34 protein-coding genes and 1 pseudogene are annotated in these 24,524 nt (G+C 39.9%); 7 read left to right on the plus strand and 28 right to left on the minus strand.

Features of this window, described 5'->3' with window-relative positions; genetic code table 11:
* Window positions 1-97: 97 nt before the first annotated feature.
* Window positions 98-970: a LysR family transcriptional regulator gene (locus tag LEUCM_RS09195; protein WP_035146524.1), complete on the minus strand. Its 873-nt coding sequence runs from the start codon at window positions 968-970 to the stop codon at window positions 98-100.
* Window positions 971-1,094: 124 nt separating this feature from the next.
* Here LEUCM_RS09195 and LEUCM_RS09200 point away from each other — a divergent pair.
* A pseudogene (locus tag LEUCM_RS09200) lies at window positions 1,095-1,821 on the plus strand (DUF554 domain-containing protein).
* A 39-nt stretch (window positions 1,822-1,860) separates the two neighbouring features.
* Here LEUCM_RS09200 and LEUCM_RS09205 read toward each other — a convergent pair.
* The 4 genes from LEUCM_RS09205 to LEUCM_RS09220 form a co-directional block, all read right to left on the minus strand.
* Window positions 1,861-2,097 (minus strand): hypothetical protein, encoded by a 237-nt coding sequence (locus LEUCM_RS09205; protein WP_025015915.1) that lies wholly within the window; start codon window positions 2,095-2,097, stop codon window positions 1,861-1,863.
* A 13-nt stretch (window positions 2,098-2,110) separates the two neighbouring features.
* Window positions 2,111-2,359, minus strand: coding sequence for a DUF3781 domain-containing protein (locus LEUCM_RS09210; protein WP_025015916.1), 249 nt, complete (start codon window positions 2,357-2,359; stop codon window positions 2,111-2,113).
* 13 nt (window positions 2,360-2,372) lie between these two features.
* Window positions 2,373-2,615 carry a hypothetical protein gene (locus tag LEUCM_RS09215; RefSeq protein ID WP_056936388.1) on the minus strand — a complete coding sequence of 81 codons (243 nt, stop codon included), beginning with the start codon at window positions 2,613-2,615 and terminating at the stop codon, window positions 2,373-2,375.
* Between the two features lie 158 nt (window positions 2,616-2,773).
* Window positions 2,774-4,126: an FAD-dependent oxidoreductase gene (locus LEUCM_RS09220; RefSeq protein WP_011374284.1), complete on the minus strand. Its 1,353-nt coding sequence runs from the start codon at window positions 4,124-4,126 to the stop codon at window positions 2,774-2,776.
* Window positions 4,127-4,282: 156 nt separating this feature from the next.
* Between LEUCM_RS09220 and LEUCM_RS09225 the strand changes: the two genes are divergently transcribed.
* Entirely contained in the window at window positions 4,283-4,720 is a 438-nt protein-coding gene (locus tag LEUCM_RS09225) for a hypothetical protein (RefSeq protein ID WP_025015918.1), read from the plus strand.
* Here the strand turns inward: LEUCM_RS09225 and LEUCM_RS09230 are convergent.
* The 3 genes from LEUCM_RS09230 to LEUCM_RS09240 all read right to left on the minus strand — a co-directional run bounded on the left by LEUCM_RS09230 (window position 4,707) and on the right by LEUCM_RS09240 (window position 6,977).
* Window positions 4,707-5,339: a CPBP family intramembrane glutamic endopeptidase gene (locus LEUCM_RS09230; RefSeq protein WP_025015919.1), complete on the minus strand. Its 633-nt coding sequence runs from the start codon at window positions 5,337-5,339 to the stop codon at window positions 4,707-4,709. The two genes, LEUCM_RS09225 and LEUCM_RS09230, sit on opposite strands and share 14 nt — an antisense overlap.
* A 143-nt stretch (window positions 5,340-5,482) precedes the next feature.
* On the minus strand, window positions 5,483-6,523 hold the full coding sequence (gene tdcB / locus LEUCM_RS09235; protein WP_011374281.1) for a bifunctional threonine ammonia-lyase/L-serine ammonia-lyase TdcB: 1,041 nt from the start codon (window positions 6,521-6,523) through the stop codon (window positions 5,483-5,485).
* Between the two features lie 169 nt (window positions 6,524-6,692).
* Window positions 6,693-6,977: a hypothetical protein gene (locus tag LEUCM_RS09240; protein ID WP_011374280.1), complete on the minus strand. Its 285-nt coding sequence runs from the start codon at window positions 6,975-6,977 to the stop codon at window positions 6,693-6,695.
* 83 nt (window positions 6,978-7,060) lie between these two features.
* Between LEUCM_RS09240 and LEUCM_RS09245 the strand changes: the two genes are divergently transcribed.
* Window positions 7,061-7,384 (plus strand): hypothetical protein, encoded by a 324-nt coding sequence (locus tag LEUCM_RS09245; protein WP_011374279.1) that lies wholly within the window; start codon window positions 7,061-7,063, stop codon window positions 7,382-7,384.
* A gap of 72 nt (window positions 7,385-7,456) precedes the next feature.
* On the opposite strand, the gene LEUCM_RS09250 is transcribed toward LEUCM_RS09245, so the two are convergent.
* The 8 genes from LEUCM_RS09250 to LEUCM_RS09290 form a co-directional block, all read right to left on the minus strand.
* Window positions 7,457-7,693, minus strand: coding sequence for a hypothetical protein (locus LEUCM_RS09250; RefSeq protein WP_025015920.1), 237 nt, complete (start codon window positions 7,691-7,693; stop codon window positions 7,457-7,459).
* Between the two features lie 231 nt (window positions 7,694-7,924).
* The gene (locus LEUCM_RS09260; protein WP_082267673.1) at window positions 7,925-8,212 is read right to left on the minus strand and encodes a bacteriocin immunity protein; all 288 of its coding nucleotides are present in this window, start codon (window positions 8,210-8,212) and stop codon (window positions 7,925-7,927) included.
* A gap of 18 nt (window positions 8,213-8,230) precedes the next feature.
* Window positions 8,231-8,566, minus strand: a complete 336-nt coding sequence (locus LEUCM_RS09265) for a bacteriocin immunity family protein (protein ID WP_235803807.1) — start codon at window positions 8,564-8,566, stop codon at window positions 8,231-8,233.
* Between the two features lie 137 nt (window positions 8,567-8,703).
* Entirely contained in the window at window positions 8,704-8,886 is a 183-nt protein-coding gene (locus LEUCM_RS09270; protein WP_016264785.1) for a hypothetical protein, read from the minus strand.
* Window positions 8,887-8,984: 98 nt separating this feature from the next.
* Window positions 8,985-9,320 (minus strand): hypothetical protein, encoded by a 336-nt coding sequence (locus LEUCM_RS09275; RefSeq protein WP_025015924.1) that lies wholly within the window; start codon window positions 9,318-9,320, stop codon window positions 8,985-8,987.
* 404 nt (window positions 9,321-9,724) lie between these two features.
* Window positions 9,725-10,471, minus strand: coding sequence for a response regulator transcription factor (locus tag LEUCM_RS09280; protein WP_011374269.1), 747 nt, complete (start codon window positions 10,469-10,471; stop codon window positions 9,725-9,727).
* A gap of 1 nt (window position 10,472) precedes the next feature.
* On the minus strand, window positions 10,473-11,639 hold the full coding sequence (locus LEUCM_RS09285) for a sensor histidine kinase (RefSeq protein WP_035148484.1): 1,167 nt from the start codon (window positions 11,637-11,639) through the stop codon (window positions 10,473-10,475).
* A 413-nt stretch (window positions 11,640-12,052) separates the two neighbouring features.
* The gene (locus LEUCM_RS09290) at window positions 12,053-12,307 is read right to left on the minus strand and encodes a hypothetical protein (RefSeq protein ID WP_025015926.1); all 255 of its coding nucleotides are present in this window, start codon (window positions 12,305-12,307) and stop codon (window positions 12,053-12,055) included.
* Between the two features lie 254 nt (window positions 12,308-12,561).
* Between LEUCM_RS09290 and LEUCM_RS09295 the strand changes: the two genes are divergently transcribed.
* Window positions 12,562-12,909 carry a bacteriocin immunity protein gene (locus LEUCM_RS09295; protein ID WP_025015927.1) on the plus strand — a complete coding sequence of 116 codons (348 nt, stop codon included), beginning with the start codon at window positions 12,562-12,564 and terminating at the stop codon, window positions 12,907-12,909.
* 59 nt (window positions 12,910-12,968) lie between these two features.
* Here LEUCM_RS09295 and LEUCM_RS09300 read toward each other — a convergent pair whose 3' ends face one another.
* The 5 genes from LEUCM_RS09300 to LEUCM_RS09320 all read right to left on the minus strand — a co-directional run bounded on the left by LEUCM_RS09300 (window position 12,969) and on the right by LEUCM_RS09320 (window position 16,108).
* Window positions 12,969-13,376, minus strand: a complete 408-nt coding sequence (locus LEUCM_RS09300; protein ID WP_035146481.1) for a DUF3021 domain-containing protein — start codon at window positions 13,374-13,376, stop codon at window positions 12,969-12,971.
* Window positions 13,377-13,381: 5 nt separating this feature from the next.
* On the minus strand, window positions 13,382-13,834 hold the full coding sequence (locus tag LEUCM_RS09305; protein WP_025015929.1) for a LytTR family DNA-binding domain-containing protein: 453 nt from the start codon (window positions 13,832-13,834) through the stop codon (window positions 13,382-13,384).
* 26 nt (window positions 13,835-13,860) lie between these two features.
* Entirely contained in the window at window positions 13,861-14,727 is an 867-nt protein-coding gene (locus LEUCM_RS09310) for an ABC transporter permease (RefSeq protein ID WP_025015930.1), read from the minus strand.
* Window positions 14,727-15,617 carry an ABC transporter ATP-binding protein gene (locus tag LEUCM_RS09315; RefSeq protein ID WP_025015931.1) on the minus strand — a complete coding sequence of 297 codons (891 nt, stop codon included), beginning with the start codon at window positions 15,615-15,617 and terminating at the stop codon, window positions 14,727-14,729. Before LEUCM_RS09315 ends, LEUCM_RS09310 begins: the two co-directional genes overlap by 1 nt.
* 128 nt (window positions 15,618-15,745) lie before the next feature.
* Window positions 15,746-16,108 carry a hypothetical protein gene (locus tag LEUCM_RS09320; protein ID WP_025015932.1) on the minus strand — a complete coding sequence of 121 codons (363 nt, stop codon included), beginning with the start codon at window positions 16,106-16,108 and terminating at the stop codon, window positions 15,746-15,748.
* Window positions 16,109-16,275: 167 nt separating this feature from the next.
* On the opposite strand from LEUCM_RS09320, the gene LEUCM_RS09325 reads away from it, so the two are divergent.
* Window positions 16,276-16,455: a hypothetical protein gene (locus LEUCM_RS09325; protein WP_035146478.1), complete on the plus strand. Its 180-nt coding sequence runs from the start codon at window positions 16,276-16,278 to the stop codon at window positions 16,453-16,455.
* Window positions 16,456-16,520: 65 nt separating this feature from the next.
* Here the strand turns inward: LEUCM_RS09325 and LEUCM_RS09330 are convergent, their stop codons facing one another.
* The 7 genes from LEUCM_RS09330 to LEUCM_RS09360 form a co-directional block, all read right to left on the minus strand.
* Window positions 16,521-16,928, minus strand: a complete 408-nt coding sequence (locus LEUCM_RS09330) for an organic hydroperoxide resistance protein (protein ID WP_025015934.1) — start codon at window positions 16,926-16,928, stop codon at window positions 16,521-16,523.
* A gap of 82 nt (window positions 16,929-17,010) precedes the next feature.
* On the minus strand, window positions 17,011-18,648 hold the full coding sequence (locus LEUCM_RS09335) for a peptide ABC transporter substrate-binding protein (protein ID WP_025015935.1): 1,638 nt from the start codon (window positions 18,646-18,648) through the stop codon (window positions 17,011-17,013).
* 123 nt (window positions 18,649-18,771) lie between these two features.
* Window positions 18,772-19,074, minus strand: coding sequence for a DUF6506 family protein (locus tag LEUCM_RS09340; RefSeq protein ID WP_235803805.1), 303 nt, complete (start codon window positions 19,072-19,074; stop codon window positions 18,772-18,774).
* Window positions 19,075-19,166: 92 nt separating this feature from the next.
* Window positions 19,167-19,772, minus strand: a complete 606-nt coding sequence (locus LEUCM_RS09345) for a response regulator transcription factor (protein WP_025015937.1) — start codon at window positions 19,770-19,772, stop codon at window positions 19,167-19,169.
* On the minus strand, window positions 19,765-20,892 hold the full coding sequence (locus LEUCM_RS09350) for a sensor histidine kinase (RefSeq protein ID WP_025015938.1): 1,128 nt from the start codon (window positions 20,890-20,892) through the stop codon (window positions 19,765-19,767). Before LEUCM_RS09350 ends, LEUCM_RS09345 begins: the two co-directional genes overlap by 8 nt.
* Entirely contained in the window at window positions 20,892-21,635 is a 744-nt protein-coding gene (locus LEUCM_RS09355) for an ABC transporter permease (protein ID WP_025015939.1), read from the minus strand. Before LEUCM_RS09355 ends, LEUCM_RS09350 begins: the two co-directional genes overlap by 1 nt.
* A gap of 3 nt (window positions 21,636-21,638) precedes the next feature.
* The gene (locus tag LEUCM_RS09360; protein WP_051524261.1) at window positions 21,639-22,511 is read right to left on the minus strand and encodes an ABC transporter ATP-binding protein; all 873 of its coding nucleotides are present in this window, start codon (window positions 22,509-22,511) and stop codon (window positions 21,639-21,641) included.
* A 138-nt stretch (window positions 22,512-22,649) separates the two neighbouring features.
* Between LEUCM_RS09360 and LEUCM_RS09365 the strand changes: the two genes are divergently transcribed.
* Together LEUCM_RS09365 and LEUCM_RS09370 are read left to right on the plus strand one after the other, a co-directional pair.
* The gene (locus tag LEUCM_RS09365; protein ID WP_035146470.1) at window positions 22,650-23,291 is read left to right on the plus strand and encodes a DNA-3-methyladenine glycosylase; all 642 of its coding nucleotides are present in this window, start codon (window positions 22,650-22,652) and stop codon (window positions 23,289-23,291) included.
* A gap of 110 nt (window positions 23,292-23,401) precedes the next feature.
* Window positions 23,402-24,520, plus strand: a complete 1,119-nt coding sequence (locus LEUCM_RS09370) for an NAD(P)-dependent alcohol dehydrogenase (protein WP_096695404.1) — start codon at window positions 23,402-23,404, stop codon at window positions 24,518-24,520.
* The last annotated feature ends 4 nt before the right edge of the window (window positions 24,521-24,524 follow it).

Raw genomic sequence — 24,524 nt, forward strand, 5'->3', positions numbered from 1 at the left:
CCTTGGCGTATTGAATACAACCATTATTAAACAAAGCGCGCAGGCGAACAATTCAAACTAAAAACGCATCTATTCTAAATTGGAATAGATGCGTTTTCTAATTTTCCTGAATAAATTGCCAGAATAAACGCACTGACTCTGATTGATTTGCTTGGCGTTTAATAAAGGCTAACTGACTGTATTGTTTGGGATGAATCGGGACGGCAACCACGTTTTCGTAACCCGCTAGGTCAAAAGAATGGTTCATCATGATTGAAACGCCCATTTTTTGATTCAGCATCTCCAAAATTAAATCAACTCGCCGGCCTTCATAGACGATTTGCGGTGCCACACCGGCTTGCTCGAGGGTCTGCATCACCGGCGCTAAGACGTTTGTCGCCCCATCCAATAGTAGAAAAGGCTCGTGGGCTAAATCTTGAACGGTCAATGCGGTCTGCTGTGCGAGTGGATTATCACGCGCCATCAAGGCGACAAAATAATCCCGCTCCTCGCCTAAAACCGTATATTCAGCCCGTGGTTTTTCAAATAGCCTAGTAAATACGATATCCGCCCGGCCATCGTCTAAGGACGCCATCAATTGATTTGTCTCTGCCTCACTGAACTTGAGGTTAATTTCTGGATGTTGCTGATTAAATTGAAAAATTAACTGAAAAGCTTGGTAGCGCGAAATCGTTGGAATACCCTTAATCACCAATGTTGGGTCCGTTTGATTAATCTGCTGATCGATGGTTTGTAATAACCGTTGCTCCGCTTGAATTAAAGTTTTAACATCCGGTAAAATGGCCGCGCCCGCCTTCGTCAACGTTACCGTTCTGTGGTCACGCGTAAATAACGTGACCCCCCAGTCTTTTTCAAGCGCCATGATATATTTTGAGACCGTGGCCTGAGTTGAAAAGATGTTTTCAGCTGTTCGACTATAATTACACGTTTGCGCTAAGTCGATAAATGTTGCCAATTTTCGAGTATCCATTCGCTTTCCTCCAACGTATTCATATTTGGAATATTTTAGCACAAAATTGGAATTGTTCCGCCTTTTTTAAACCAGTAAACTGGTAAATATTGATTTACCTACTAATTATCTATGGGAGGCTATTATGCCAATTGGAATTATGATTAATGCCCTATCCGTCTTATTAGGCGGTATTTTTGGCGCTTTGGGCGGTAAAAAGATGTCCGCCAACTTTAAAGATGGACTCAATATGGCCTTTGGGGTTTGCTCAATGACCATGGGGATTTATGCCATTGCACCGATGAAAAACATGGCGGCCGTGATTTTTGCCATTATTATCGGGACTGGCTTCGGCTTATTGATTCACCTAGGCGACTGGATTAATCGGGGTGCCGCACAAATGCAAAAATTCATCTCGCGCTTCATCAATGCACCAACTGGCTTGGATCGGCAAACATTTGATGCAACCCTGGTTACCGTCATTGTCTTATTCTGTGCCAGTGGTACTGGGATTTATGGTTCTTTAACTGAAGGGATGAATGGCGATGCCACGATTCTAATTTCTAAATCGATTCTAGATTTCTTTACGGCCGCTATTTTCGCCGCAAACTTAGGCTTTGTCGTTTCATTAATTGCCATTCCGCAATTCGTGATCTTTATTGCCCTATTCTTCGCAGCACACTTAATCTACCCCCCTCACAACCCCTTCAATGATTTTTGACTTTAAGGCCGCTGGTGGTGTTTTGATGCTCGCAACTGGCTTTAGAATGGTCCAGCTAAAAATGTTTCCGACCGCGGATATGATACCGGCGATGATTGTCATCATGCCGCTGTCCTGGCTATGGACAACCATTATTTTACCAATGCTCTAAACACAAAAAACGACCAGTTAACTGGTCGTTTTTTATATCCTATTTTTTAAATAATTGTTTTACCTGTAGATAAGCGAAAATAAGCAAGGTCAATAATAATAACAGCACCAGATAAACACCTAGAAAAATCATACTAATACCCATTCCGCCTAATTCCGCGCTCCCACTTGCATAGTACTCACGAAAAGCTGTCCACTTAAAAATAATTTTTGCAATCACTATTGTGCTTAAAAAGAAAAAGGCAGTTTTAAAAGCACGCCATAAATTAGACACCATTTATTAATCCCCCTCATTTTAACCGGTCAACCGTAATAACACGATAGTTATTAGCATTTACGGTTACTTGAATCTGTTGCTCACTATTAACGACATAAAAATTCTTACCTCGCCGCTCAATTTGGCTTGCTGTTTCAATCGTTTTAATCAGCAATGCTTCAATTTGCTGATGGGTTAATCTAGCAGCTAATTTTTTATTAATCCGTTCATAAACCAATGGCGTGTAACAAATGTGTTTCAGAATTACCTTTTGCTCGCACACTCAATTCAGCTCCCTACTTCTTCTTAAACATATCTTTCCCCAAATAACAAAAGAACGACAGTGCCATCGGATAAACCGCCTTGTATAAGCCATCGATACTTTGTTCATGTCCAATTGTGTCAAAAATAATATTAACGATAATCAGGACTTGCCATATTATTAGGACATTAATCAATTCCTGGTTTCCCCGTCTACGAGTACCAATGTAAAGCACAATATAAAGCAGTGTGATAACGATTAAATAAGCTATCGACATTTTGTTTACTCCCGTCACTTTCCTTCTATTATACGCTGTCATTTGGCAAAATAAAAAAGGTATCTCGGCAAAAATTAATTTCACCGCAACACCTTTTTGATAGTCTAATATTAATCCTCAGGAGATATCCAACTGGTGACACACGCGCTTCGCTTTTACTAATGCATCAAACGTTGTGCCTTTTGAGCGGCAACGTTCATGATGTTCCAAGGCCGGTCGAAACCAGGTTGGAAGAAGAAGTCAGCGTAAGCTAAATCGTCAACCGTCATCTTGCCTTGGATGGCTAATGAGATAGCGTTGATATTAGCTGTGACGTCTGCTTTAGACATGATTTGTGCGCCTAAAATCCGGCCTGTTTCAGGATCGAATGTTAATTTGAATTTAACTTCTGGGTTTTCGTCAGCTGGGACGAAATGAGGACGATAAGTTTCTGTAACAACGACGGATTGTGTCTTAACCCCTGACTTATCAGCAGTCCCTTCTTTAATCCCCGTTGAAGCAAAGTGATAATCGAAAACACTTAAGGCTGACGAACCGGAAACAGCTGGCACTGGTTGGTCAGCTGTGACCAAGTTTTTAGCAGCGTAGCGACCTTGACGGCGGGCATTTGTTGCTAAAGCGATTGGGATTTCTTCGCCAGTAGGTGCATATTTAACAACCGTTGCATCCCCCACCGCAAAGATATCAGGTTGACTCGTTTGTAGATATTCATTGATCTTAATCCGACCACTACGGTCTAAATCAAGCACATCTTTCAACCAAGCTGTATTTGGACGAATGCCAGCAGCTTCGATAACTAAATCGGCATCATATTCGGCTTGATCCGTCACAACCTTAGTCACTTTACCGTCAGCACCGCGGTATTCCTTAACAGATTGACCGACTGCTGGATAAATATTATGGGCTTGCATTTCAGTTGTTAATTCATCTGTAAATTCTTGATCGAGGTATAAACTCAATAGACGTGGTAAGACATCAACAACTGTCACGTTTTTACCAGCTTTGGCAAAGACTTCAGCAGCTTCGATACCGATATAGCCTGAACCAATGACAACAACGTTTTTCACAGTTGGATCAACCGTTTTGGCCTTGAGCTTAATCGCCCAATCACGCCCGCGCATTGCATAAACGTTAGCTAAATCGCGACCAGCAACGGGAAGTTCAAATGGCACAGCCCCGACACTTAAGACGAGCTTATCGTAACTTTCTTCACGAGTTGTGTTATTTTTTAAATCCTTAACCTGAACCGTATGTTGGTCAGCGTTAATGGCTGTAATAGCTTGTTGTAAACGAACGTCGACACCTTTAGCACGCATGCCTTCTGGCGTTGCATAGCTAACATCGTCAACATTCTTGACTGTTCCTTCTAAATAGAGTTGCATCCCGCAGGATAAGAACGATAGAAAATCGCCCTGTTCGTACCATTGGATTGTTGCATCCGGATAATCTAGTAAACTTTCTTGAACTGTTTCGAACCCACCATGGGATGAACCGACAACAATAATTTTCACACTGATCACTCCTTGTCTATTTTGTACAACTTAATTATAACGCAGATAATAATTATTACAAATGAATTCGGTTACGCCGCCATTCTTTTTATAGCGTTTACCGTTAATCACATGCTAAACTAACAGTACCAAAAACTTCGATTGGAGACTAAGTAATTGCTCAAACAAAAATTAAAGCGGAATATTCCGACACTAATCTACCTCGTAACCCTCTATATTGCCTACCAAATTCTCACCACAATTATCACGGTTTTTACTGACCAAACGATTCTCAAAATGGCCAAGGAATCACCTAGTGGCTTCATTGTTTTATTTGGGGGCTTTTACTTCTTATATATTATTCTTGCTGTTGGCGTTTTATACTCAGGCCACATTCTTTCTAAACAAGATGGTCATTATGAACTTTCATTATTAATCCTGAATATCCTATCGACTTTCACGACGCTAACCACGATTATCCTGAAATTTTCAGGTGCTCAAATGCCAGCGCCATTATTACCAATGACCTTCTTCATTATCCTCACCACGATTTCGTTGGCAACAACTTCAAAACTGCTCCAAATGCGGGCTAACCGATTAGCTAAAGCAAATTAATCACCGCATGCAGAATCATTGAACATTTCAAATCCTTCGTCCAGTAATAAGTGGCACCTAGAATCCAGCCCATCGCGCAATAAATCAACCAATTATAATTAATTGCTAATTCATGCATGCTGCCAAATATCAGCCCTGATACAATGATCTTCAAGAAACCATTAAACCCTGTTTTCTTCAGGAAAAAGAAATTGAAAAAGAGCCCTCTAAATAATAGCTCTTCAATTGTTGGTGCGATTAAGCCATTACCGATTGTTGTTAAATAAGGCGCTGCCTGCATCCGCTGATCAATCACCACCTGATTTTGTGGTAACGCTAGTGGATTCCACTGTTGATCAAACCAGTTTAACAAGTAACTCGCTGCTAGCATGAGCAATATAATCCCAAGCTTCTTAATCACTGGGACCGCTACTTCTGGCCCGTTAGCTTTTGACAAGCGACGATAAATAACCAGTAACAAGGCCAATAAAAGCCCCCACATGATTAAATCAAACACGATAAACCGCATTTCATGCTGGGCTAGATAATGATTGCTAACCCCTAATAATTCTTCAACATAGATCACACTGGTTAATAAAACTAAAAAAATGAAATAACAGACGCGCTTCATAGTAACCATTTCAAACCACCTAATTTTTCGATTTAAGATTAGTATGCCATAATCTGTTTTAGCTGTTGGTCAATTTTAATGAACGTCAATAATTGCTCGATAAACGTCAAAAAAAGGTATCGCGAAAATTCGCGATACCTTTTTTGAATGAACTAACCAACAACACCCTTGCTTGTGTCTGCTGGTTTGAAGAGGTGTTCAATAATCCCTGAAACCCGTGTTAAATCAACATTACCGCCTGAAACCATCGCAACAATGTTCTTATCTTCAAGCCACTTAGGATCAATCTTGCCACTTAATAAGGCAGCTGTTGGTAATGCACCAGCACCTTCTGTGACAATCTTAGTCCGTTGCATCAAGTCAGTCATTGCCATTGCGATTTCGTCTTCAGTGACTAAGATGAATTCGTCTACTAGGTTTTGAACAACTGGGTAAGTTAAGTCTCCTGGAATAGCAACATCTGTACCATCTGCTAATGTGAAGTCATCATGGTGACTTGTAATTTTGCCAGCATCGATTGAAGCAGCCATCCCATGCACATTTTCAGATTGAACCCCGATAATGTGAATTGATGGGTTAAAAGATTTCAAAGCTGTTGCCACACCTGAAATCAAACCGCCCCCACCAACAGGGATAATTACTGTGTCGACATTCCAAATTTCATCTAAGATTTCAAGACCAATTGTGCCTTGGCCAGCCATGACTTCACGATCATCGTAAGGATGAACGATTGTCATGCCTTTTTCTTCTGCTAATTGTTCCATGTATAAACGTGCATCGTTAAAAGTTGCACCGTGTAAGACAACGTTAGCACCGTAGCCAGCCGTTGCTTCTTGTTTAGCAATTGGGGCTTCTTCTGGCATAACAACTGTTGCATCAATTCCCAATAACTTAGCGGTTAATGCGACACCTTGTGCATGGTTACCAGCTGATGCTGTTACAATCCCACGTTGACGTTGTTCTTCAGTTAAATGATTAATTTTGTTATTGGCACCTCTAAATTTGAACGAGCCTGTTAATTGCATGTTTTCTAATTTCAGATAAACATTGCCCTTAGCGACATTCCGGCTTAAAAACATCGATTGAATTAATGGTGTTTCCCGGATGTAAGGTTTGATTGTTGCCCGCGCCTCTTCAATATCACGAATATCACAAATGTCAGCTGTCTTCAAAACTAAATTATTTGTTGCCATAATGGCCACCTCTTCCATATTGATTAATCCTGAACATGAATATTAGTGCCTTTTGTACTATCATTCACAATTTAAATGTAGTCCTCTTTGGCCCACTTGTCAAAGGGAATCCCGAGTTTATTAGAACGTTTTCATATGGTAATTAGCAGCTTCTCATTATTATCGACATTTAACGTCCAATCGCATTAAACTGCGAAAGACTGACTAATTGGAAGTCTTGCTCAACTTTTAAATTTAAAGATTGTTCAATTAGTTCAATCACCTTTGCTTGTCCCAAACTGCTTCGAATACTATAACCTTCACCATATAAACGAATTTGGTCGAACTGCCCTTGGAGCCGTTCAATGACTGATGCTGCTTCTAACGGCGTCTTCAACGCCAATAAATACCAACTGGTGCCATCACCTGTTAAACTCATATGCTTAAAGAAATCAAAATACGTTTTATCAAACATTATCAAAACCTCCTTTTGTATATAAAGCGCTATCAATAGTTGTATAATAGCATATGATAGTCATAAAACAAGGAGATATCACAATGAAAGAAGCCATTTTAGTTTATACAACCCTTCCCTTAATTATTGGGAGCAACTTTAGCAGTCACCACGAGCAGGAATTTGTCATGCACTTAAACACCGCGCTTGCCGCCAAACAATTGGATTGGCACGTTTCACTAGATGAAAGTTTTGGAGACAGCCAGGCCATTAAGGCCAAAAAGCCAGACGCCTTAATTCTAAAAAATGGCTTACAGCACCAATTTGAGCGGCACGATTTTGATCAAAACCAAATCTACCAACTTGGCGCACTAGAACTATCAACACTCAGTACGCGCTCAGTCGTCGCATTTTTAGCGAATCATTAAAGGGGTTGGGACAAAAGTTATTTTTGTCCCAACCCCTTATTAACTTTCAAATATTTATCGTTGTACCGTATTTTATAACGACATTAATTGGATCAGGGCCGGTGAAACCTTAAAGCCGTTAACCATCAGGAAATAATTGATTGCTTGTTGATAGTCATTGCGGCATTGACTATCCAAATACCCTCTTTTAACAGCCGCTGCGCCCCTATTTAAATGAGCAGCTAATTGGTAATCTGCCGCTACTTGCGGGTCACTCAAGGCGACTTCAATTAACCGCAAAATGTTCAGCAATCCTTGATCACTAGCCAACTTTTTTCCTCCAATTCGACAAGCATCATCAGCCCTTCTTAGTGATTAAATTTTCGATAATTAACCACAAACCCAACACAATACAGAAGAAGTCAAACCACCATGAAATGGTGCTGATACTCGCATTAATAATCGACCAGCTTGAAAATAAAAGATAGAGCCCGAAATAAAAATCAATTGCTTTATAAAAAAAGTGATTAAATGTCATTCCAATTCCCCTTAAAAATGCTGTTAGTAACCATATCGAATGTTAGAGAGTGCCGTTAGTGCTTTGACCTGTTCAGCTTGCGCAGCTGATAAAGTCAAACCGTCTTCTTGAAGCGCATTGGCAATTGCCAAATTTAAGCGACTCAAGATCAAGGGCACGCTTGCTTTTTTACTTTCAAGTTCTGCTTGATAAGTCGTTAAAACAGTTTGTAAAGCAGGCCCTTTTGAAGCATCTTGTAAATCCGTTAATAACGCCTTAATTATTGTAATCGCTTGTTCACTACGTTCTGAACCACCTGAATACCATTTCATATTACCCAACTCCCATTCTTAATGCATACCGCCAAACATTATTGAAGATGCAATTAAACCATAACCTAAATTCAAATCGCGTAATCGTTTTCGATCTAATTTTTCTAATTTATGATGAATGTAACCATATAAATTGCGATTAGCACGCGGTAAGCTTATCGATACGATGTAATTTTCATGATAAGCATTGTAGATATCGACACAGACACTAAGTGAATCTGCACCTTCGATTAATCGCTTGGCACCTGCTAATAAGGCTGCCTTGTATTCATATTTTTGTGGTTGATTTGATAAATCTTCATTGTAAGCTGCATCGATTAAATCGAATAGTTCTTGATCATTAATTGTCAACATAACCAACTCCCTTATGACACTATTATGCTGCCAATTACCATTTTCGAGTAAAAAAATATTAACGTTCAACTTTATCAGTTAAACGTTAATATTCGGTATTAGTATGTATTCTTATTACTATTTCGAAGGCGCAAAAATTAAGCTTTATCGCCTAAAAATAAGCCTGATACGATTAATGAAATCCCTATTATGACACCAACAATATCCAACCACCAAGAAACACTAAACATCGTTTCATTGAATACTGTAAAACTAGTTATTAAGGCCCAAATACCAATATAGAGATCTAATGATTTATAGAAATTCTTTTTTAAACGCATTATTAATGCACTCCTCCATTTAAATATAAATATTAATTTTTTTAATAAAGTATCTAGTTGATACCTTATAAAATAATTGTGTATCAAAGAAATTCAAACTACCTATCTAAATGCTTCAAAAAAGAAATAACGGCATCAATATCACCTTCTTGTAATTCTAAAGCTCCCAATTGATAGATATCATTTTCAGGGAAGCTGCCAGTATTAAAACAATATCGCAAGCCATTTTTTAATAACACGGCTTGCGGTGCTTTGACTTCAATATCACTAATATTTCCAAATGAGCTATCAAGTTCTACTTGCCAGCTCATCGATAGTTCATCGATTCTATTGTTTAACTTCTTCACAAAATTCCGTTCCTTCTTATTAAAGATAACCAAATTATCAATCAGAAATGACAGCCCTTGATAAACTAATATGCATAATCTCTTCATAACTTCCCCTCCCTAAAGTCTTCAGATGCTTCTCTAATGATATTTACTTCACCGTTTAATTTTTTATCTTAAACGTCTATCAAACACGTTAATGACGGTCCTTGAACTTAATATTAATAAACAAGGTCATCCCGATAATAAGCATTATATCCGCTAGTCTAAAACGATCTTCATTGCCTAAGATGATTATTAGACCAATACCACCTATTATTAATAAAATTGAAATAATAATTAACCCGTTACTTTTCTTAAGAAACACTATTTTTTATATTCTCCTTAATTTATGAATAGGCCTGTTTCAGGCTAGTTCAATTGCCATTTATAGAACTATTATGCTTCAATTTACCATTTCTGCGCAAAAAAAATATTAACGTTCAACTTTATCGGTTAAACGTTAATATGCGTTACATCATTTGTTTTAATTTAGCTACTAATTCTCGTGATTTACGAAACGAAACCTTTGCTTCACTACCATCGATAAAGCTTAAGCTACGCGTTTTACTGTCATAATTGGCAATATTAGATAGGTTAACTAAGTAACTTTTATCACACCGAAAGAGCATTGGATATTGGGCTTCCAGCGCATTTAAATTTCCTGGAAAGGTAACCTTTCTAGTAACGGCTAACAAATTAATATGCCCCGGATTTTCTTTTTCAGTATATAAATAAACAACTTCCTTTAATGGTAATGAGAAAAAGCGAGGACCGATTTTATAACTAAATAAATTTTCTCGGTGATACGCTGCTGCTTCATTTTGCTTCTCAGCCAACAACAGATCATCAATCAATTGCCTTTTGATTTCAGCCATTGACTGATCCTTGAGAATGTAATCTAAGGGCGCTATTTTTCGTTCTAACGTTAATAATGTCAGTTCCTCGTGGGTTGTAATGAAGACAATTTGCGCAAACGGCATCATCTGCCGAATCTTAGTCGCCACTTCTAAACCGGCTTGGCGGTTATCCTCAATTTCCATATCCAAAAAGAATAAACCTCGTTGCTGGTCCTTAATTGCCGCCAACAATGTCTCAGTATCACTGGCAGCGCATGTTAAAGTCATTGCAAATTCGTTAATCATAATCGTATTCGCGATAATTTGCTGATAAATCGCTTGTTGCTGTAAATCATCCTCTAATAAATAAACGGGATACAAATTAAGTTTCCTCCGTAATCATCAATGTCTGTCGTAACTTTCTATTTTCAATCTGTGTTTCTAAGAATAAATTGGTTTGTTTGGCAATCAAATCTTGTACGTTAGCCAAACCAGTCCCCCGACCAGCACCTTTGGTTGAATAACCTAACTCTGAAAATGCTTGGATATCCTTAACTTGACTGGCCGTATTTTCAATCGTGATTTCGATTAAGCCTTCAGATTGTAAGAAGGCACAACTCACTAATTTATCTGTTTCTTGAACAGCCTGTTCAATAGCGTTGTCTAATAAAATACCGATAATCCGAATAACCGTCAATAAATTAGCGCTTGGTAATTCGATTGGCTCGGTCATTTCAAATTTTAAGGTGACACCAGCCTGTTTGGCCGCCAAAAACTTTTGAATGACTAATCCTCGAATTGGCTCATTTTTCAAGTAGTCAAGTTGTGCAATGACTGCCCCTTGAATTTCACTTTGAATTGGCCGTTGCGCTAATAGTTCTTGATAATAGGCCTTAAATTGTTGCTGATCGCCCTTTTCAGCAAAACTTTCCAACGATAATAAGATGTTTTGATAATCATGCTTAAATCGCCGTAATTCGGTGTATTGTTGTTCGATATTGACTAGATAATCTTGAAGTTGTTGATTCCGGACAAATTGGTCGTTGGCTTCTTGGCGAATCGAATAAGCCTTCAAAAAAAGCATCACTTGCCAAAATGTCATCCCGATGAGGACACCAAAAATGATAATAATGGTTAATAATATCGTTGCTGTTATCCCTTGAAGATTTCCAATTGCCAATACAACTTGTATCGCTAAAAATAGACCGAACGTAAATCTGAAGTATTGATTTTCCAATGAAAATTCTGTAATTTCTTGATTTAAGCGTTGTAACTTGGGACGGTTATTTTTCAATAAAATTAAAAATAAACCATCCAGTATAACGGCAATGAAGATGCCCCATAATGTAATTTCAGTAGCATTGCTACTCAAAATTTTGACGCTAAAATCATGTTTGATAATCGACATGCTAAACTGACTAATAATCGTCCCTATGGCAACTAATAATAACTGAATAACAATAATCAGAATTAAATCGGCACTATCTGTTGTTTTAATCTTATTTTCTTTCTGCTGATGAAAGTGCCATCCCAACCGGATTAATACCATCACGAGTAAGGATGCATCTGAAATAAACAGATATAGTATTGAAAAAATAACTGTTATTAGCACGTCCATTACGATGCGTTTAAATGTTATTTTTCTTTGAACATATCTATACAATAAAAAAATCAATAAAATTGCAACGAAATTTTGTAAAAAAGAAACCCATACATCCGTATATAACATTTGTCCCAACAACCTATCTTATGGCAATCAAATCTACGTTTAACACGAAGAAAATTTCACCATACCCCTATTTTTTCTGAAAGTTTTTTAAACATCATCATACTTTCTTCTAATCTTAGTCTAATCAAATTATACATAATTCACAAGCTTATCTTATTAAAAATAACTAACATCCGCCAACAGTCGATAACAACTAAAAAAGTTGGAATAAATGATTTTATTCCAACTTTTAACTACCCAACAAATTTATATAGGACATAGAATAGACCAATGATTTTAATCATTAAATCTACTTTCCCTGTCCAACTGTTTTCGACATTCGATGAATAGAGTAAGAAATGCTCCCCTAAACTAGCAACACCAAAAACGATTAGAAATCCTAAAGCCGCTTGTGAGTGACTCAAATAGGCGGCCGCTATAATGATCATTGATATTACCAAAGAAAGAATTCTTTGGTATTCCTGGGTTTGTTTTAATAATAAGCTCAAAAGGCATCCTCCTAATCAGTAATCAATACTTTAATTGGCCAACTAAGTATCTTATCCGTTCATTATGACTTATTATTAGGCCAATATTCAAAAAAAAGATTAACGTCTCATTTCAAACGTTAAACGTTATCGATACAGTAATGCACATTTTAAATTTTACCAGTCAGGTCAAATTAGCGACTAATCATGATTGACAAAATATTGTCTGAGCACTATAACGAGTATGAAATATATTAATCCATGGAGGGATTTACATGACAAATCAATCAATGGTCAAAGAAAATATTCACACACTTTACAACAGCCTAATGGCTCATCCAGATAAATCAAACGCACTTCTCGACATTACCGATGTTTTGAGTCAGGTCTATCTCACACTTGAAACTGCCAAGAATCCTGAAGCGTTAGTCAACCGCCTCTCAAATTATATTTATAGTGTTGGCTTTGGTAAAATTCATCTCAATAAATCTGAAGAACAATTATTAATCGACCTAGGTGCTTATGGTCAAAGAGCCGGCTGGAATGGTGTTTATCGTGGCGACTGCACGTCCAAAGCTGAATTTTTTAACTATTCTGATGCCCGTAAATACGCTAGAGTTTAAACTAAAAACGCGACTAACCAATGAATCACAAGATTCGTTATTTTAGTCGCGTTTCTTTTTTATTTTTTCATTTGTCGGCGTTTAGCCAGTTTTTCATTCATTCGGCGCACATCAATCCAGTTACTAATTTGCAATCCCAGCCAAACGAGAGCGTAAATCAGTGTTACGAACAATACATGGCGAACTGGATGGGCTATAAAAATGGGCCACAAGCCATTATAAATGCCGGTTAAGCCAACCAGTAATAAAACCCCACAATAATGGCTAAAGAGCGCCCATGCGAACGGTATTTTTTCGCTATCAAAAATCATTGATATAATCCCAATCAAGGCACTCATGACCCAATTACTTAGAATATTAGCACGCGTTATTGTAATCGTTGAATTGAGGCTCATGATGACCACTAAAAAAGTAAATGAACCAATCAATAACCCAATCCCCGCACTTTTTAAACTTTCTTTCAGCATCTTTTTCACATCCCTAATTGTTGTCGCAACTCTGGTAAGTATTTACGACTCACACTCATCTTCAACTGATTCGTTAAAAAGGCCGTCATACTACCAGAAAAAGCAGCCTCTAACGATTGGAGATGGTTCAAATTAATCGCAGCCCCTTTTGCAACTTGAATGAAATCTTGTTGGTTTAATTTGCTGAGTATCTTCTTCAAAACACCCCGAATTTGATAGGTCGCCTTAACCGTGTAGAGCGTCACATCATTACCGTAGACCTCTAGTGCGATAATCTCAGCAGTTGGCACTAACACGACCCGTTCATCAACTGTAATCGGATAAACATCAACCGATTGCTGGCGGGCTTCCAGCGCTTGAATCAATTCGATGACCGTCGGCGAAAGGTGGGCAGCTTGAACCGTCACTTGAATATCATCATCTGCCAAGTCTTCATTTTGTTCAAAATTAACCTTCAAATCACCCACCACCTTTTATCTGCTTATTATACCTTATTGATTGCTTTGCGACGACTGCTCTTGGCAAACACCAGTGTGAGCGCGCCAAAGACGACACTAAAGCCCACTAAGATTAAGGTATTTGCTTGCCAACTGGTTAAATGCTGCAACTGAATGCCGATGCCTAACGTCTGTTCAAACTGATGACGTAATTGAGGTACCTGTTTGAAAGTCGTTTTTAGTTGATCAGCCATCAATACTTGGCGATAGATAGCCGCATTATATGGAAACGGCGTGATTTTCATTAAATTTTGAGCGGCGACCGGAACAGCTCCAATTGGTAAGTAAACCCCCGCAAAAAAGCCGGCGGACGTCCCTAAAATGGTACCGATTTTCCCTAGAGAATCCAGATTCGTGACAAACGATAAAATTAGTACGTTAAACGTCGTCCAGACAATGCTACTCAATAACATTATGCCCGTAACAGGTACGATTGCTGCTAGCGACAACACAAATTGATCCGTGAGGTTAAAATAACCAACCATTGCTACAAACATAACCAACTGCATCAAGGTACCAATGATCACGGCACTTACTAAGTAGCTGAACTGAATGCCGATGAAGGACATATCAGTTAATGCTAAATCGGCCAGTATTCCCGATTCGCGATCGACAATCATCTGATTCAAGCCATTGGCAGTTGTGGTGACCGCCGTCACAGCTAACGTCCCCCCGATTAACCAGGGATCAAGTAACTTCTGTGGAGCCGCTAATTGTGACCAACTGGCTAGCATATTATGCTTCAAAAAAACGAGGTACAATACAAACGCAATTAACGCGCCCAATAATGAAAAGAACACCCCACTTTTGTTACCGAAATAAAGCGCTAAGTGCCGTTTAACTAAAGCCATCATTAGCGAATCTCCTTTCCTGTTAGTGCCATAAAAATATCATCCATATTGCCCTGGCGAAATTCAAAATGGGTAATCACCGACTGCACTTTTGTTAATAAAGCGATTGCCTGTTGATCATCGGGTAGCGCAATCTGTAATTGATGGTTTGTTTGTAAGACACGCCATTCTGGTGCTAATTGGGCTAAGACAACTTCAGGATAATCGGTTTCAATCATCAACTGACTTTGTGCATAGGTTGCTTGTAGCTGCTCAACCGTATCGGCCGCAATAATCTGACCATGATCGATAACATAGACAAAATCAGCTTCAGCCGCTTCTTCTAAATAAGGCGTCGTCAGAATAATCGTTAAGCCCTGTTGCTGACGTAATTGGTTTAACGTCTGCCAAATAACAGTTCTCGTCTGAATGTCCAAGCCAGTAGACGGTTCATCCAAAAAAAGTAGTTTAGGTTGATGAATCAACGCCCGGGCAATATCAACTCGCCGGCGCTGACCGCCCGATAGTGTCCCGTAAGTTTGCTTAAGAATCGACGTTAAACCAAAAGCGGTAATCAATTCACTTTCAGGTGTTAAAGTGACGCCTTGGTACATATCAGCACGACTTTTGAGATTTTGCCAAACCGTCAACTGATTATCCAAAACACTTTTTTGAAAAACAACGCCAATCTGCTTTTGATATTGGCGATTATCCGGCTTGAAACCTGTCATCTCAATTGTCCCGGCAGTCGGTGCAATCGTACCGGTTAATAAATTAATCGTGGTTGATTTACCCGCGCCATTGGGGCCTAAGAAAGCCACTAGCTGGCCGGTTTGAACCGTTAAATCAATCTGCTTAACGGCAGTTTTAGTGCCAAATTTTTTTGTAATCCCTGTTGCTGTCAGTAATGTCATCGCTGCAACCTCCTTATCAATCACCTTAGTTTACTGGCAAAGTGGCTGGTCTGTCTTCCACTTCTAGATAAGTGGTCTGAATACTGCGATAAGTTGTTCTTTTAAGCGCATCAAAAAAAGAAACGTCACTAGTGACGTTTCTTTACTTTATTAAGCCGCTTATTATGTTGTTTGATTGCATGTTTCTTGCGTTTTTTCTCCTGATTTTCTAGTAAACTGAAGAGTAAGTATACGCCGCCTAAGACCGTTAAAACGCCTAAGATTAACCCCACCTCGTCGAAATCATTGGCCATATATTGTTCTTCATAGTGGTGCCGCTCATGATGCATATGGTGGTAATAGCCATAAGGCACACCTAGTCTCTGGGCAATTGCGGTCAGCCCTTTTGAATAAGCTAGATTCAACATAATCATCACGGCAAAGCCACCACCAATTATCCCAATCCACATCACGACTTTGAGCCATACCGGCCATTTCTTTTTCTGAGTCATCTTAGTTACCCCACATAACGATTTTTATTTAGTATACCTGAAGCAATCTAGTAAAAAAAGGCGCCTGATTTGTTTATAAAATAGTGAAGTTCTGCCCACTCAATTGAAAGAACGGCTTATACCATGTGATACTTAAATCACTATTGATATAAGGCAGGTTTTTATTCATGCATAAATTCAATCCCCTTGATGCTTATTATTATTCGCTAGCGGGCCTCATTATGCTGATACTGACAATCATCGCCAGTCAACAAATTGGTTATAGTGCAATCATCATTGGCTTGGTACTGTGCATTGTTGGCGTTAATTTGAAGAGTTGGTTACAGATGAACACTAGGGCTCATTAATTTAAAAAATAAAAAAGCGCCGCAACAATCAAATTTCTGATTGTTGCGGCGCTTTTATATTTAACTTACATGACATCAATTTTAACGTCGATATTGCCACGTGTTGCTTTAGAATATGGGCAAACTTCGTGGGCTTTTTCGAGGTAGAGCTTTGTATCTTCTGGTGAGAGGCCTTCAATATGACCGACAAGTTCAACCCCGATATAGAAATCTGCGGGGCCATCATTATAAAGTGAAACCGTTGCTTTAACCGTCGTTTCAGCTTTAATCTGATCCTGGCTCAAAACGAGTTCCAAGGCACTGTTAAAACATGAACTGTAGCCGGCAGCAAAAAGTTGTTCCGGGTTGGTACTCTTACCAGTTTTATCTGTACCAGGCGCTTTAATCACATACTTCGTTGATTTTTCTGGATCGTAAACAAATCCGTTTCGGCCACCTTCATTAATCATCGTTGTTTCATATTGCTTTGCCATTTAAAATACCCTCTTTCTAAATTGGATACCCTTACTTTAGCATAGCGCCACTTGAAACAATAATAATCTGTTTGGTGGCTTATTACCCCTTAATATACGCGGTCTTATAACTCCACTGCGTTCCAGCAGTATTATGAATAATCCCTTTGACCTTTGGATTTTGGAGATAACCCGTTTCGTTTTGGTATAACGGTGTCAGGCTTTGTGTGCGGTTCAAGACTTGTGCTGCTTCGACCATATCAGCCCATCGTTGACTTGGATCATTAGCATCTTGATTCGTGGCTAAATCAACGTTTTTTTGGTAATCCGCATTCTTGAAGCCACCGGTATTATTGGCCGCCCCTGGTAGCATGATTTCTAAGAATGAAATTGGATCTTTGAAATCGGCCCCCCAAGCGGATAATAGGATGTCGTAGTCGCCCTCATGATCGCGACTGCTTGCAACTTGGCTAGGCACCGTTCTTAAGTTGAGATGGAAGCCTGGTAAAATTTCTTCCAACTGCCCTTTTAAATACTGGCTGACATAAGATGTATTCGGATCATCACTATCAACTGTTAATGAGAGTGTCACCTTCTTCATCCCGGTTGCTTTTAGCGCCTTTTGCCAATATTCTTTGGCCAGTTTTGGTTCGTAATCAACCGTGTGTGGCACAGCTTGTGATTTGACAAAATCGACCTTTTTAACGGGTGAGTTGGCCAACCCAGAGGCGACAAAGCCCGTGACCGGATTTGTTTTAAAGCCATAGAGGCGGTTGTTCATTGTCTTCCGATTAATCGCTAAGGATAGTGCCAAACGCGCATCTTGATTGTTCAAAATGTGCTTGACCTGTTGATTGTCACTGTTGAAATTATATTTTAAGAAGTAAGTTTGCGCGTAAGGATAACGCTTGAAATCGCGATTACTACTATAATTTTCAACTTGTTGATTATCGAGTTGGGTTAAATCCAAGCGCCCATCTTGATAGAGATATAACGCTGTGCTGGTATTTTCCAACACCGTAAACTTAACCGCACTTAACTTCACTTTCTTATGATCCCAATAGCGCGGATTTTTCTTGAATTGCCATTCTTCACTCGTTCCGGACCAGCCTTGAAGCGTAAATGGTCCCGAGTAAACCATGTATTTTGACTTTGTTGCGTATTTCTTACCGTACTTTTCAATCACCTTTTGATCTTGTGGCGCAAACAATGGGTAAGCCATCAAGGTCTTCATGTAGGCAACCGGTTTGGTTAACGTGACTTGTAACGTGTGTTTATCCAAAGCCTTGACCCCTAATTGCTTCGGATCTAATTTGCCATCCGCAATCGCTGGGGCGTTTTTGATATTACTAAATAGGTTCGTGTAAGGCGATTTAGTCGTTGGTTTAATCGTCCGTTGCCAAGAATAAACAAAATCTTGGGCCCGAATTGGATCACCATTACTAAACTGTGCTTTTCTAATTTTAAAAGTCCACGTTAAACCGTCATCTGAAACTTGACTACTCTTTGCTAAGCCAGCTTCAATTTTACCTTTTTTGCCGAGTCGGTATAAACTTTCGAAAATATTACCAGTTTGACCGTAACCCGTTGAAGTCGAGATATCGATCGTATCAAGCGGCGCCTGTGCACCCAACTGTAAAACTTGTTTGGCCTGCACATTAGCAACATTGAGGATCAAGAACAGACTACATAATAGTGCAGCCCCCAATCCGATTATGAATGTTCGTCGCTTCTTTAACATCGTATCCCTCATTCTTACAATTTATAAGTGAATTATACCGGACCGCACACAGAAAGTTAATAAAAAAGGCTTAAAAAAGAGACTTATCTGCTATTTTCAGATAAATCTCTACTTGGTAACGTTTTATTGCATGATTTCAAATAATGGTTGGCGGAATTCAGGGCCGTACATAACCGCGCCCACCGGTATTTCATAGTTCAGGGCCTCATTAATTTTAGTCGTCCAAGTTGGCCCAAAACCACCACAAAGTTCGATAAACTGAACCCCTTCTGCCTTCAATTGTAAGGCAAGTTCAATCACCGAGCCATCCGTTTTAGCGCTTGGATCAAAACCGACCGTAATCATTTCACAGGTCCCAGCCTGATTGCGATTAATAACGGTATTTTGTTCAGGGAAAATGCGGGTGAAAAATAGAAAAATGCCCATTTATGCAAGTTTTCTAAACTCATATTAACGCCTCCTTTATGCTTGCAAGCATAGTCAATTAACGACTGCGATGCAATTTTAAAGTCTGACCGTTATAACCAACCATTATGGCGCGCAATTTGGATTGCTTCAATCCGATTACTGGCGGCTAGTTTGCTGAGAATTGTCGACATGTAATTACGGACGGTCCCATCCGATAAGAAGAGTTGACTCGCGACTTCTTTATTGCTCAAACCATTGGCCACTGCCTGCAAAACATCGGTTTCTCGTTGTGAAAGTGGGTTTTGCGGTTGATTGGTTAAGCCGACCACTAATTCTGGCGCGTAGACTGTTTTGCCGGCCATCACCGAGTGAATCGCGACGATTAAATCGTCACTGGGACCGTCTTTTAAGAGATAACCAGCAACTTCAGCGCTAATCGCCTGTTTGAAATAACTAGTCTGAGCAAAGGTCGTTAAAATAATGACCTTAACCTGTGGCTGTTGTTCATGTAATCGTCGAGCGATTTCAAGTCCCGTCAACCCCGGCATCTCGATATCCAGTAAAGCGACATCCGGTTGTAAGGTTGCAATCTGTTCCAAGGCGACTTGGCCATTTGTAGCGGTCCCGATCATTGTTAGGTCATCTTCTAGCTCTAAAATACCGGCTAGTGCCGTGTTTAAAAGTTGTTGATCTTCTGCTAAATAAAGTTTAATCATTTTTTGCCTCCGTGGCGATTGGCATTGTCAGTGTTAACGTGGTCCCATGGCGACCGTCAACGGTCAGTTCACCCTGAATCACTTCCAAGCGTTCACGCATCCCTGCGATTCCATGACTTTTAAACTGGTCAGCCTTTTTCAAGCCTCGGCCGTTATCTTGAATCGTCATCTGAAAAGTCGTTGCCGATTGCGCAAACGTCACGTAACACTCCGTGGCGTGACTGTAACGAATAATATTAGTCACTGCTTCGTGTAAACATTGTGCTAATACTTGTTGGTTTGATTGTGGCAAGCCTTCAATTTGATTTTCATCCTTGGTTAATAAGATGATGCCCGCTACACTAAGATTACGTTCTTGATTAATCAATTCTTCGGCAATTGTCGTTTGCCGTAAGCCAGCCACAATGTCACGCACCATTTTTAAATTCTGGCGGGACGCTTGTTCAATTGCCAATAATTGTTCAGGCACCGCATCCGGTTTTTTAGCCAATAACTTACGCGCATATTCCGCTTTTAAAGTAATCATCGAAAACGATTGTCCTAAGTTATCATGCAAATCACGGGCAATTCGCTGGCGCTCATTTTGTTTAATGATTTCCGTCAATCGTTGATTGGTTTGCATTAACTGCCGGTTTTTGCGATTATAACGTTGAATTGAACCTGCCGAAAATGGGGATAAAATGCAGAATAAGCCATAGACGGCTAAGCCAACCCAATCATCACGCCCCATCTGACCACCATAATAATAGTAAAGAAAAAGAGTGGGTACCAAGATTGAAAGTAGATAGGCTCCGTAATAACCCCAGAAACTACGCCGGCGCATCGGAATCGAGCCAAACACCCAGGCCGTATAAATACTGAGATAGAGCGCTTGAACAATCACCGCAAGAATCGCACTCACCACCATTTGGAGCAACAACCAGAACGGTCGATACGTAGTGGCAACATAACTATTGCGGTACGCGATCACAAAAATAAGTACCAAACCTATAATGACCTGTTGCCGCAATGTTTTAAACGGAAACGCATAGGCGATTGGGAAAAATAAAAAGAGTAACCAAACATACGGAAAAAGACCGTATTGTTGAGGCATTGCAATGTAACGTTTAAAAAAAGACATTAATGACGTGCTCCCTTTTGATAATGATTTAAGTATACGACAAGCCCAACTAATATCACAGTCCAACCAAGCGTTACGCCATAATCTGCGAAGTGAACTGTCTTTTTTAAGACAATTGATTGCGCGATTTGATTGATTGGATAAACCGGTAAGTGCCGGCCAATGACTTGTACCTGTTTAGGCATCATCGCTAACGGCCACCAAAGACCACTTAAAATCGCAAGTGGAAATGCGAGTAAATTCGCCGCCAACTGAATTTGATTGTCATCATTTAAAAACGAAATGCTAATGCCCAGCAAACAAAGTGGCAAACTTGCTAGCCACAACCACCCCGCTGTTAATAGCCATGTTGTCCATGCTAATTGGAGCTGATTACTAAGTGCTGCGACCACAAAAATAACGATAATGGTTAAGCCGTTGATAACGCCTAGATTAAGCAACTTTGCCGTGTAATAGGTCGCTTTGCTAGTTGGCGACAGGTTAATCAACGCTAACAAACCCTCTCTCATATCATTATAAAGTAGCGTCGATAACGTAAAAACATTGCTGAGAATTAAACTATACGTCGTCATGCTAACCATGTACTGTAAATTGAAACTTGCACTCACTAGACCTTGATTCATCACTTTTGTAAACAAGAGATAAAAACCAATTGGCATTAATAAAGAGAAAAAAGCAAATCTGGGATTTCTTAAATAGGCCCGCTTAAAATCCATTTTTGTTTGTGTCATCACTGTCTTCATCTATTATTCCCCCATTATTTCGCGATAGATATCGGCTAACGAACTCGCTTGAATTCGAATATCGTGGACTTTTGTGTTTAGTAACGGCGCCAACTGTGCTAATACCTGATCACTATCACTAACTTGTAATGTCACTTTTGCGCCATCTTGACTTGCACTGGTAACAGCCGACCACTGTGTAAACCTATCTAGAGGTTCGGTCGTCGTAAAGCTAACTTGCGCATCCTTGAATTGGCGTTGTAACGTGGCAAAGTCCCCATCGTATTGAAATTCGCCCGCCTTAAGAATTAAAATCCGGGTCGCAATGTGCTCAATTTCCTCTAAATAATGGGACGTTAAAATAATCGTTTTCCCTTGTTTTTTCAAACAATCAATCTGCTGCCAAAATTTCTGCCGACTACCGACATCCATGCCAACCGTCGGCTCATCTAAAAAGAGAAGTTGTGGATTGCCCGCCATAGCGAGGGCAAATGATAAACGTCGTAATTGACCACCTGACAACTGGGACACTAATTTTTGGGCGTGTTCCGTTAAGTCCGCAAGTGTTAACAACGTTTCAATCGGTAGTGGTGTTTGATAATAACTGCGCACTAATGCCAGTTCTTCGATTACTTTTAAACGTGCTAGCGGCACATCCCCTTGGGTCATGGCGCCGACTTGATTAAAGTGGTGTTTTTCATTTGGTTGTTCGCCCAAAATACGAATCTGACCTTGCGTCGGTGTTAATCGCCCCAGCATTAGGTTAATTAACGTTGATTTGCCGGCCCCATTAGCACCGACCAAGCCGATAATTTCACCCGGTTGAACAGTTAAATCAAGTCCTGCTAAAACAACTTGGGAATCGAATTGCATTTTTAATTGTTGAATATCAATCATCTTAGTCACCTCGTTTGAATAAACCAAGTATAGCGAAATCTCTCCCGCACGCTTAGACCCATTTGTCATGATTTTGATATGACAAATGTCACATCTTCGCAGCACCGTGTTAAAATAAATTTGTTTGGAGGTTTTAAGATGACAAGCATACAATCAGCACCAATGTCTTTTTTTACCAATCGTCCCACAACCGAGATTGCCCGTGATTTACTGGGTACTCACCTGTTATACACGAGCCACCAAGGGACCCTCGGTGGTTTAATCGTTGAAACCGAAGCCTATGTGGGTGCTCAAGATACTGCGGCACACGCTTATAACGGTCGACGAACGCCATTTAGTGAACCCCTTTATCACGAACCCGGCACGATTTATATCTACCAATTACGCGGTTTCTTCCTATTTGATATTGTGACGCAAGCTGTGGATCAACCACAAGGCGTTTTGATTCGGGCCATCGAACCCACTCACGGTTTGGCGCAGATGCAACGCAATCGGCCGAACAAACCTGGTGTTAACCTCACTAATGGCCCCGGCAAATTAATGGGCGCCTTAGGAATTCATGATAAACAACTGACTTTTAAAAATGTGGACACCGCACCGTTAACAATTGATCTTGCAAATCGGCAACACCCACGTCACATTACAACGGCTCCCCGCATCGGCGTTAATACTGAAGCGGCCAGTGGCCAACTCCCTTATCGTTATTTTATTACCGGTAATCCCTATGTCAGCGGCACTTTAAAAAAAGATTGGGACCGTGAACAACACGGATGGCTTTAGGGTTCAGTTATTCCGTCTTTTTAATTGATAGCCTTAATTTGATATTGTAAACGATTTCAAAAATGTTATAATTATTTGTGAATTAAATATTTAAATAAGAGGGTATTCTCATGAAAATTAAAGCAGCAGTCGTTGAACAACAAGGTGCACCATTTGTCATTAAAGATAATATTGAATTAGCCCCACTCCATCCAGATGATGTTCAAGTCCACATGGTCGCAAGTGGCATTTGTCATTCTGATGAAGCACTCCGTAAAGGTGATGCAATTATTGGTTATCCAATTGTGCTTGGTCATGAAGGTTCCGGGATTGTTGAAAAAGTTGGCTCAAACGTCCAAAGCTTAAAAGTTGGCGATCATGTCGTTCTGTCATTTTATGCTTGTGGTATTTGTGAAAACTGTCTTAAAGGGGTACCAACCCAATGTTTAAATTATGCTGAAAATAACCTTTCTGGTGTACGTCCAGACGGTAGTTCTCACTTTACTGAAAACGAACACCATGTTGCTGATATGTTTGATCAATCATCATTCACCACAACGACTGTCGTTCGTGAAAGAAATGCCGTTAAAGTGCCTGATGATTTAGATTTACGTGAACTCGGACCTCTTGGTTGTGGCTACGTCACTGGTAGTGGTACTGTTTTAAATACTTTAAAACCAAAACCTGGTGATACAATCGCCGTCTTCGGTACAGGGGCCGTTGGTTTAGCCGCAATGATGGCCGGTAAAATTACTGGCTGTACCAAAGTCATCGCAGTCGACATTATCGACGAACGCTTGGCACTCGCTAAAGAACTTGGCGCCACTGATACCATTAACAGCCGTCAAACAGACGATGTTGTCGCAGCTATTCAAGCGCTCACTAACGGCCGTGGTGTGAACTTCTGTGTCGACACCACTGGGATTACACCAGTCATGGAAGACTCAATCAAAGCCCTTTGCCAAGGTGGTGTTTCAGCAACAATTGCTGTTACTCCTAACCACATTGATCTCGATACTTGGAACGATTTATGCGTTAACGATAAATCAGTCGTTGGCATTAATATGGGCGATTCAATCCCACAAATCGACATTCCTCGTTTAATTGAATTTTACCGTCAAGGGATGTTCCCATTTGATAAAACTGAAAAATTTTATGACTTCGAAGATATTAATCTTGCTAATGAAGCATCAATTAAGGGCGAAACAATCAAACCCGTCTTAATTATCGACCCAGATTACCAACTCTAATCCA

Origin of the sequence: Latilactobacillus sakei subsp. sakei DSM 20017 = JCM 1157 (assembly GCF_002370355.1) — a bacterium.
In the GTDB taxonomy this organism is placed as follows: domain Bacteria; phylum Bacillota; class Bacilli; order Lactobacillales; family Lactobacillaceae; genus Latilactobacillus; species Latilactobacillus sakei.

What these genes read in the sequence shown, in the direction of transcription:
- LEUCM_RS09195 (WP_035146524.1), bottom strand. Translation starts at nt 970, where the DNA reads ATGGATACTCGAAAATTGGCAACATTTATCGACTTAGCGCAAACGTGT.
- LEUCM_RS09205 (WP_025015915.1), bottom strand. Translation starts at nt 2,097, where the DNA reads ATGGTGTCTAATTTATGGCGTGCTTTTAAAACTGCCTTTTTCTTTTTA.
- LEUCM_RS09215 (WP_056936388.1), bottom strand. Translation starts at nt 2,615, where the DNA reads ATGTCGATAGCTTATTTAATCGTTATCACACTGCTTTATATTGTGCTT.
- LEUCM_RS09230 (WP_025015919.1), bottom strand. Translation starts at nt 5,339, where the DNA reads ATGGTTACTATGAAGCGCGTCTGTTATTTCATTTTTTTAGTTTTATTA.
- tdcB (WP_011374281.1), bottom strand. Translation starts at nt 6,523, where the DNA reads ATGGCAACAAATAATTTAGTTTTGAAGACAGCTGACATTTGTGATATT.
- LEUCM_RS09240 (WP_011374280.1), bottom strand. Translation starts at nt 6,977, where the DNA reads ATGTTTGATAAAACGTATTTTGATTTCTTTAAGCATATGAGTTTAACA.
- LEUCM_RS09245 (WP_011374279.1), top strand. Translation starts at nt 7,061, where the DNA reads ATGAAAGAAGCCATTTTAGTTTATACAACCCTTCCCTTAATTATTGGG.
- LEUCM_RS09260 (WP_082267673.1), bottom strand. Translation starts at nt 8,212, where the DNA reads ATGAAATGGTATTCAGGTGGTTCAGAACGTAGTGAACAAGCGATTACA.
- LEUCM_RS09265 (WP_235803807.1), bottom strand. Translation starts at nt 8,566, where the DNA reads ATGTTGACAATTAATGATCAAGAACTATTCGATTTAATCGATGCAGCT.
- LEUCM_RS09270 (WP_016264785.1), bottom strand. Translation starts at nt 8,886, where the DNA reads ATGCGTTTAAAAAAGAATTTCTATAAATCATTAGATCTCTATATTGGT.
- LEUCM_RS09275 (WP_025015924.1), bottom strand. Translation starts at nt 9,320, where the DNA reads ATGAAGAGATTATGCATATTAGTTTATCAAGGGCTGTCATTTCTGATT.
- LEUCM_RS09285 (WP_035148484.1), bottom strand. Translation starts at nt 11,639, where the DNA reads ATGGTATTAATCCGGTTGGGATGGCACTTTCATCAGCAGAAAGAAAAT.
- LEUCM_RS09295 (WP_025015927.1), top strand. Translation starts at nt 12,562, where the DNA reads ATGACAAATCAATCAATGGTCAAAGAAAATATTCACACACTTTACAAC.
- LEUCM_RS09300 (WP_035146481.1), bottom strand. Translation starts at nt 13,376, where the DNA reads ATGCTGAAAGAAAGTTTAAAAAGTGCGGGGATTGGGTTATTGATTGGT.
- LEUCM_RS09310 (WP_025015930.1), bottom strand. Translation starts at nt 14,727, where the DNA reads ATGATGGCTTTAGTTAAACGGCACTTAGCGCTTTATTTCGGTAACAAA.
- LEUCM_RS09315 (WP_025015931.1), bottom strand. Translation starts at nt 15,617, where the DNA reads ATGACATTACTGACAGCAACAGGGATTACAAAAAAATTTGGCACTAAA.
- LEUCM_RS09320 (WP_025015932.1), bottom strand. Translation starts at nt 16,108, where the DNA reads ATGACTCAGAAAAAGAAATGGCCGGTATGGCTCAAAGTCGTGATGTGG.
- LEUCM_RS09325 (WP_035146478.1), top strand. Translation starts at nt 16,276, where the DNA reads ATGCATAAATTCAATCCCCTTGATGCTTATTATTATTCGCTAGCGGGC.
- LEUCM_RS09330 (WP_025015934.1), bottom strand. Translation starts at nt 16,928, where the DNA reads ATGGCAAAGCAATATGAAACAACGATGATTAATGAAGGTGGCCGAAAC.
- LEUCM_RS09335 (WP_025015935.1), bottom strand. Translation starts at nt 18,648, where the DNA reads ATGTTAAAGAAGCGACGAACATTCATAATCGGATTGGGGGCTGCACTA.
- LEUCM_RS09340 (WP_235803805.1), bottom strand. Translation starts at nt 19,074, where the DNA reads ATGGGCATTTTTCTATTTTTCACCCGCATTTTCCCTGAACAAAATACC.
- LEUCM_RS09345 (WP_025015937.1), bottom strand. Translation starts at nt 19,772, where the DNA reads ATGATTAAACTTTATTTAGCAGAAGATCAACAACTTTTAAACACGGCA.
- LEUCM_RS09350 (WP_025015938.1), bottom strand. Translation starts at nt 20,892, where the DNA reads ATGTCTTTTTTTAAACGTTACATTGCAATGCCTCAACAATACGGTCTT.
- LEUCM_RS09355 (WP_025015939.1), bottom strand. Translation starts at nt 21,635, where the DNA reads ATGAAGACAGTGATGACACAAACAAAAATGGATTTTAAGCGGGCCTAT.
- LEUCM_RS09360 (WP_051524261.1), bottom strand. Translation starts at nt 22,511, where the DNA reads ATGATTGATATTCAACAATTAAAAATGCAATTCGATTCCCAAGTTGTT.
- LEUCM_RS09365 (WP_035146470.1), top strand. Translation starts at nt 22,650, where the DNA reads ATGACAAGCATACAATCAGCACCAATGTCTTTTTTTACCAATCGTCCC.
- LEUCM_RS09370 (WP_096695404.1), top strand. Translation starts at nt 23,402, where the DNA reads ATGAAAATTAAAGCAGCAGTCGTTGAACAACAAGGTGCACCATTTGTC.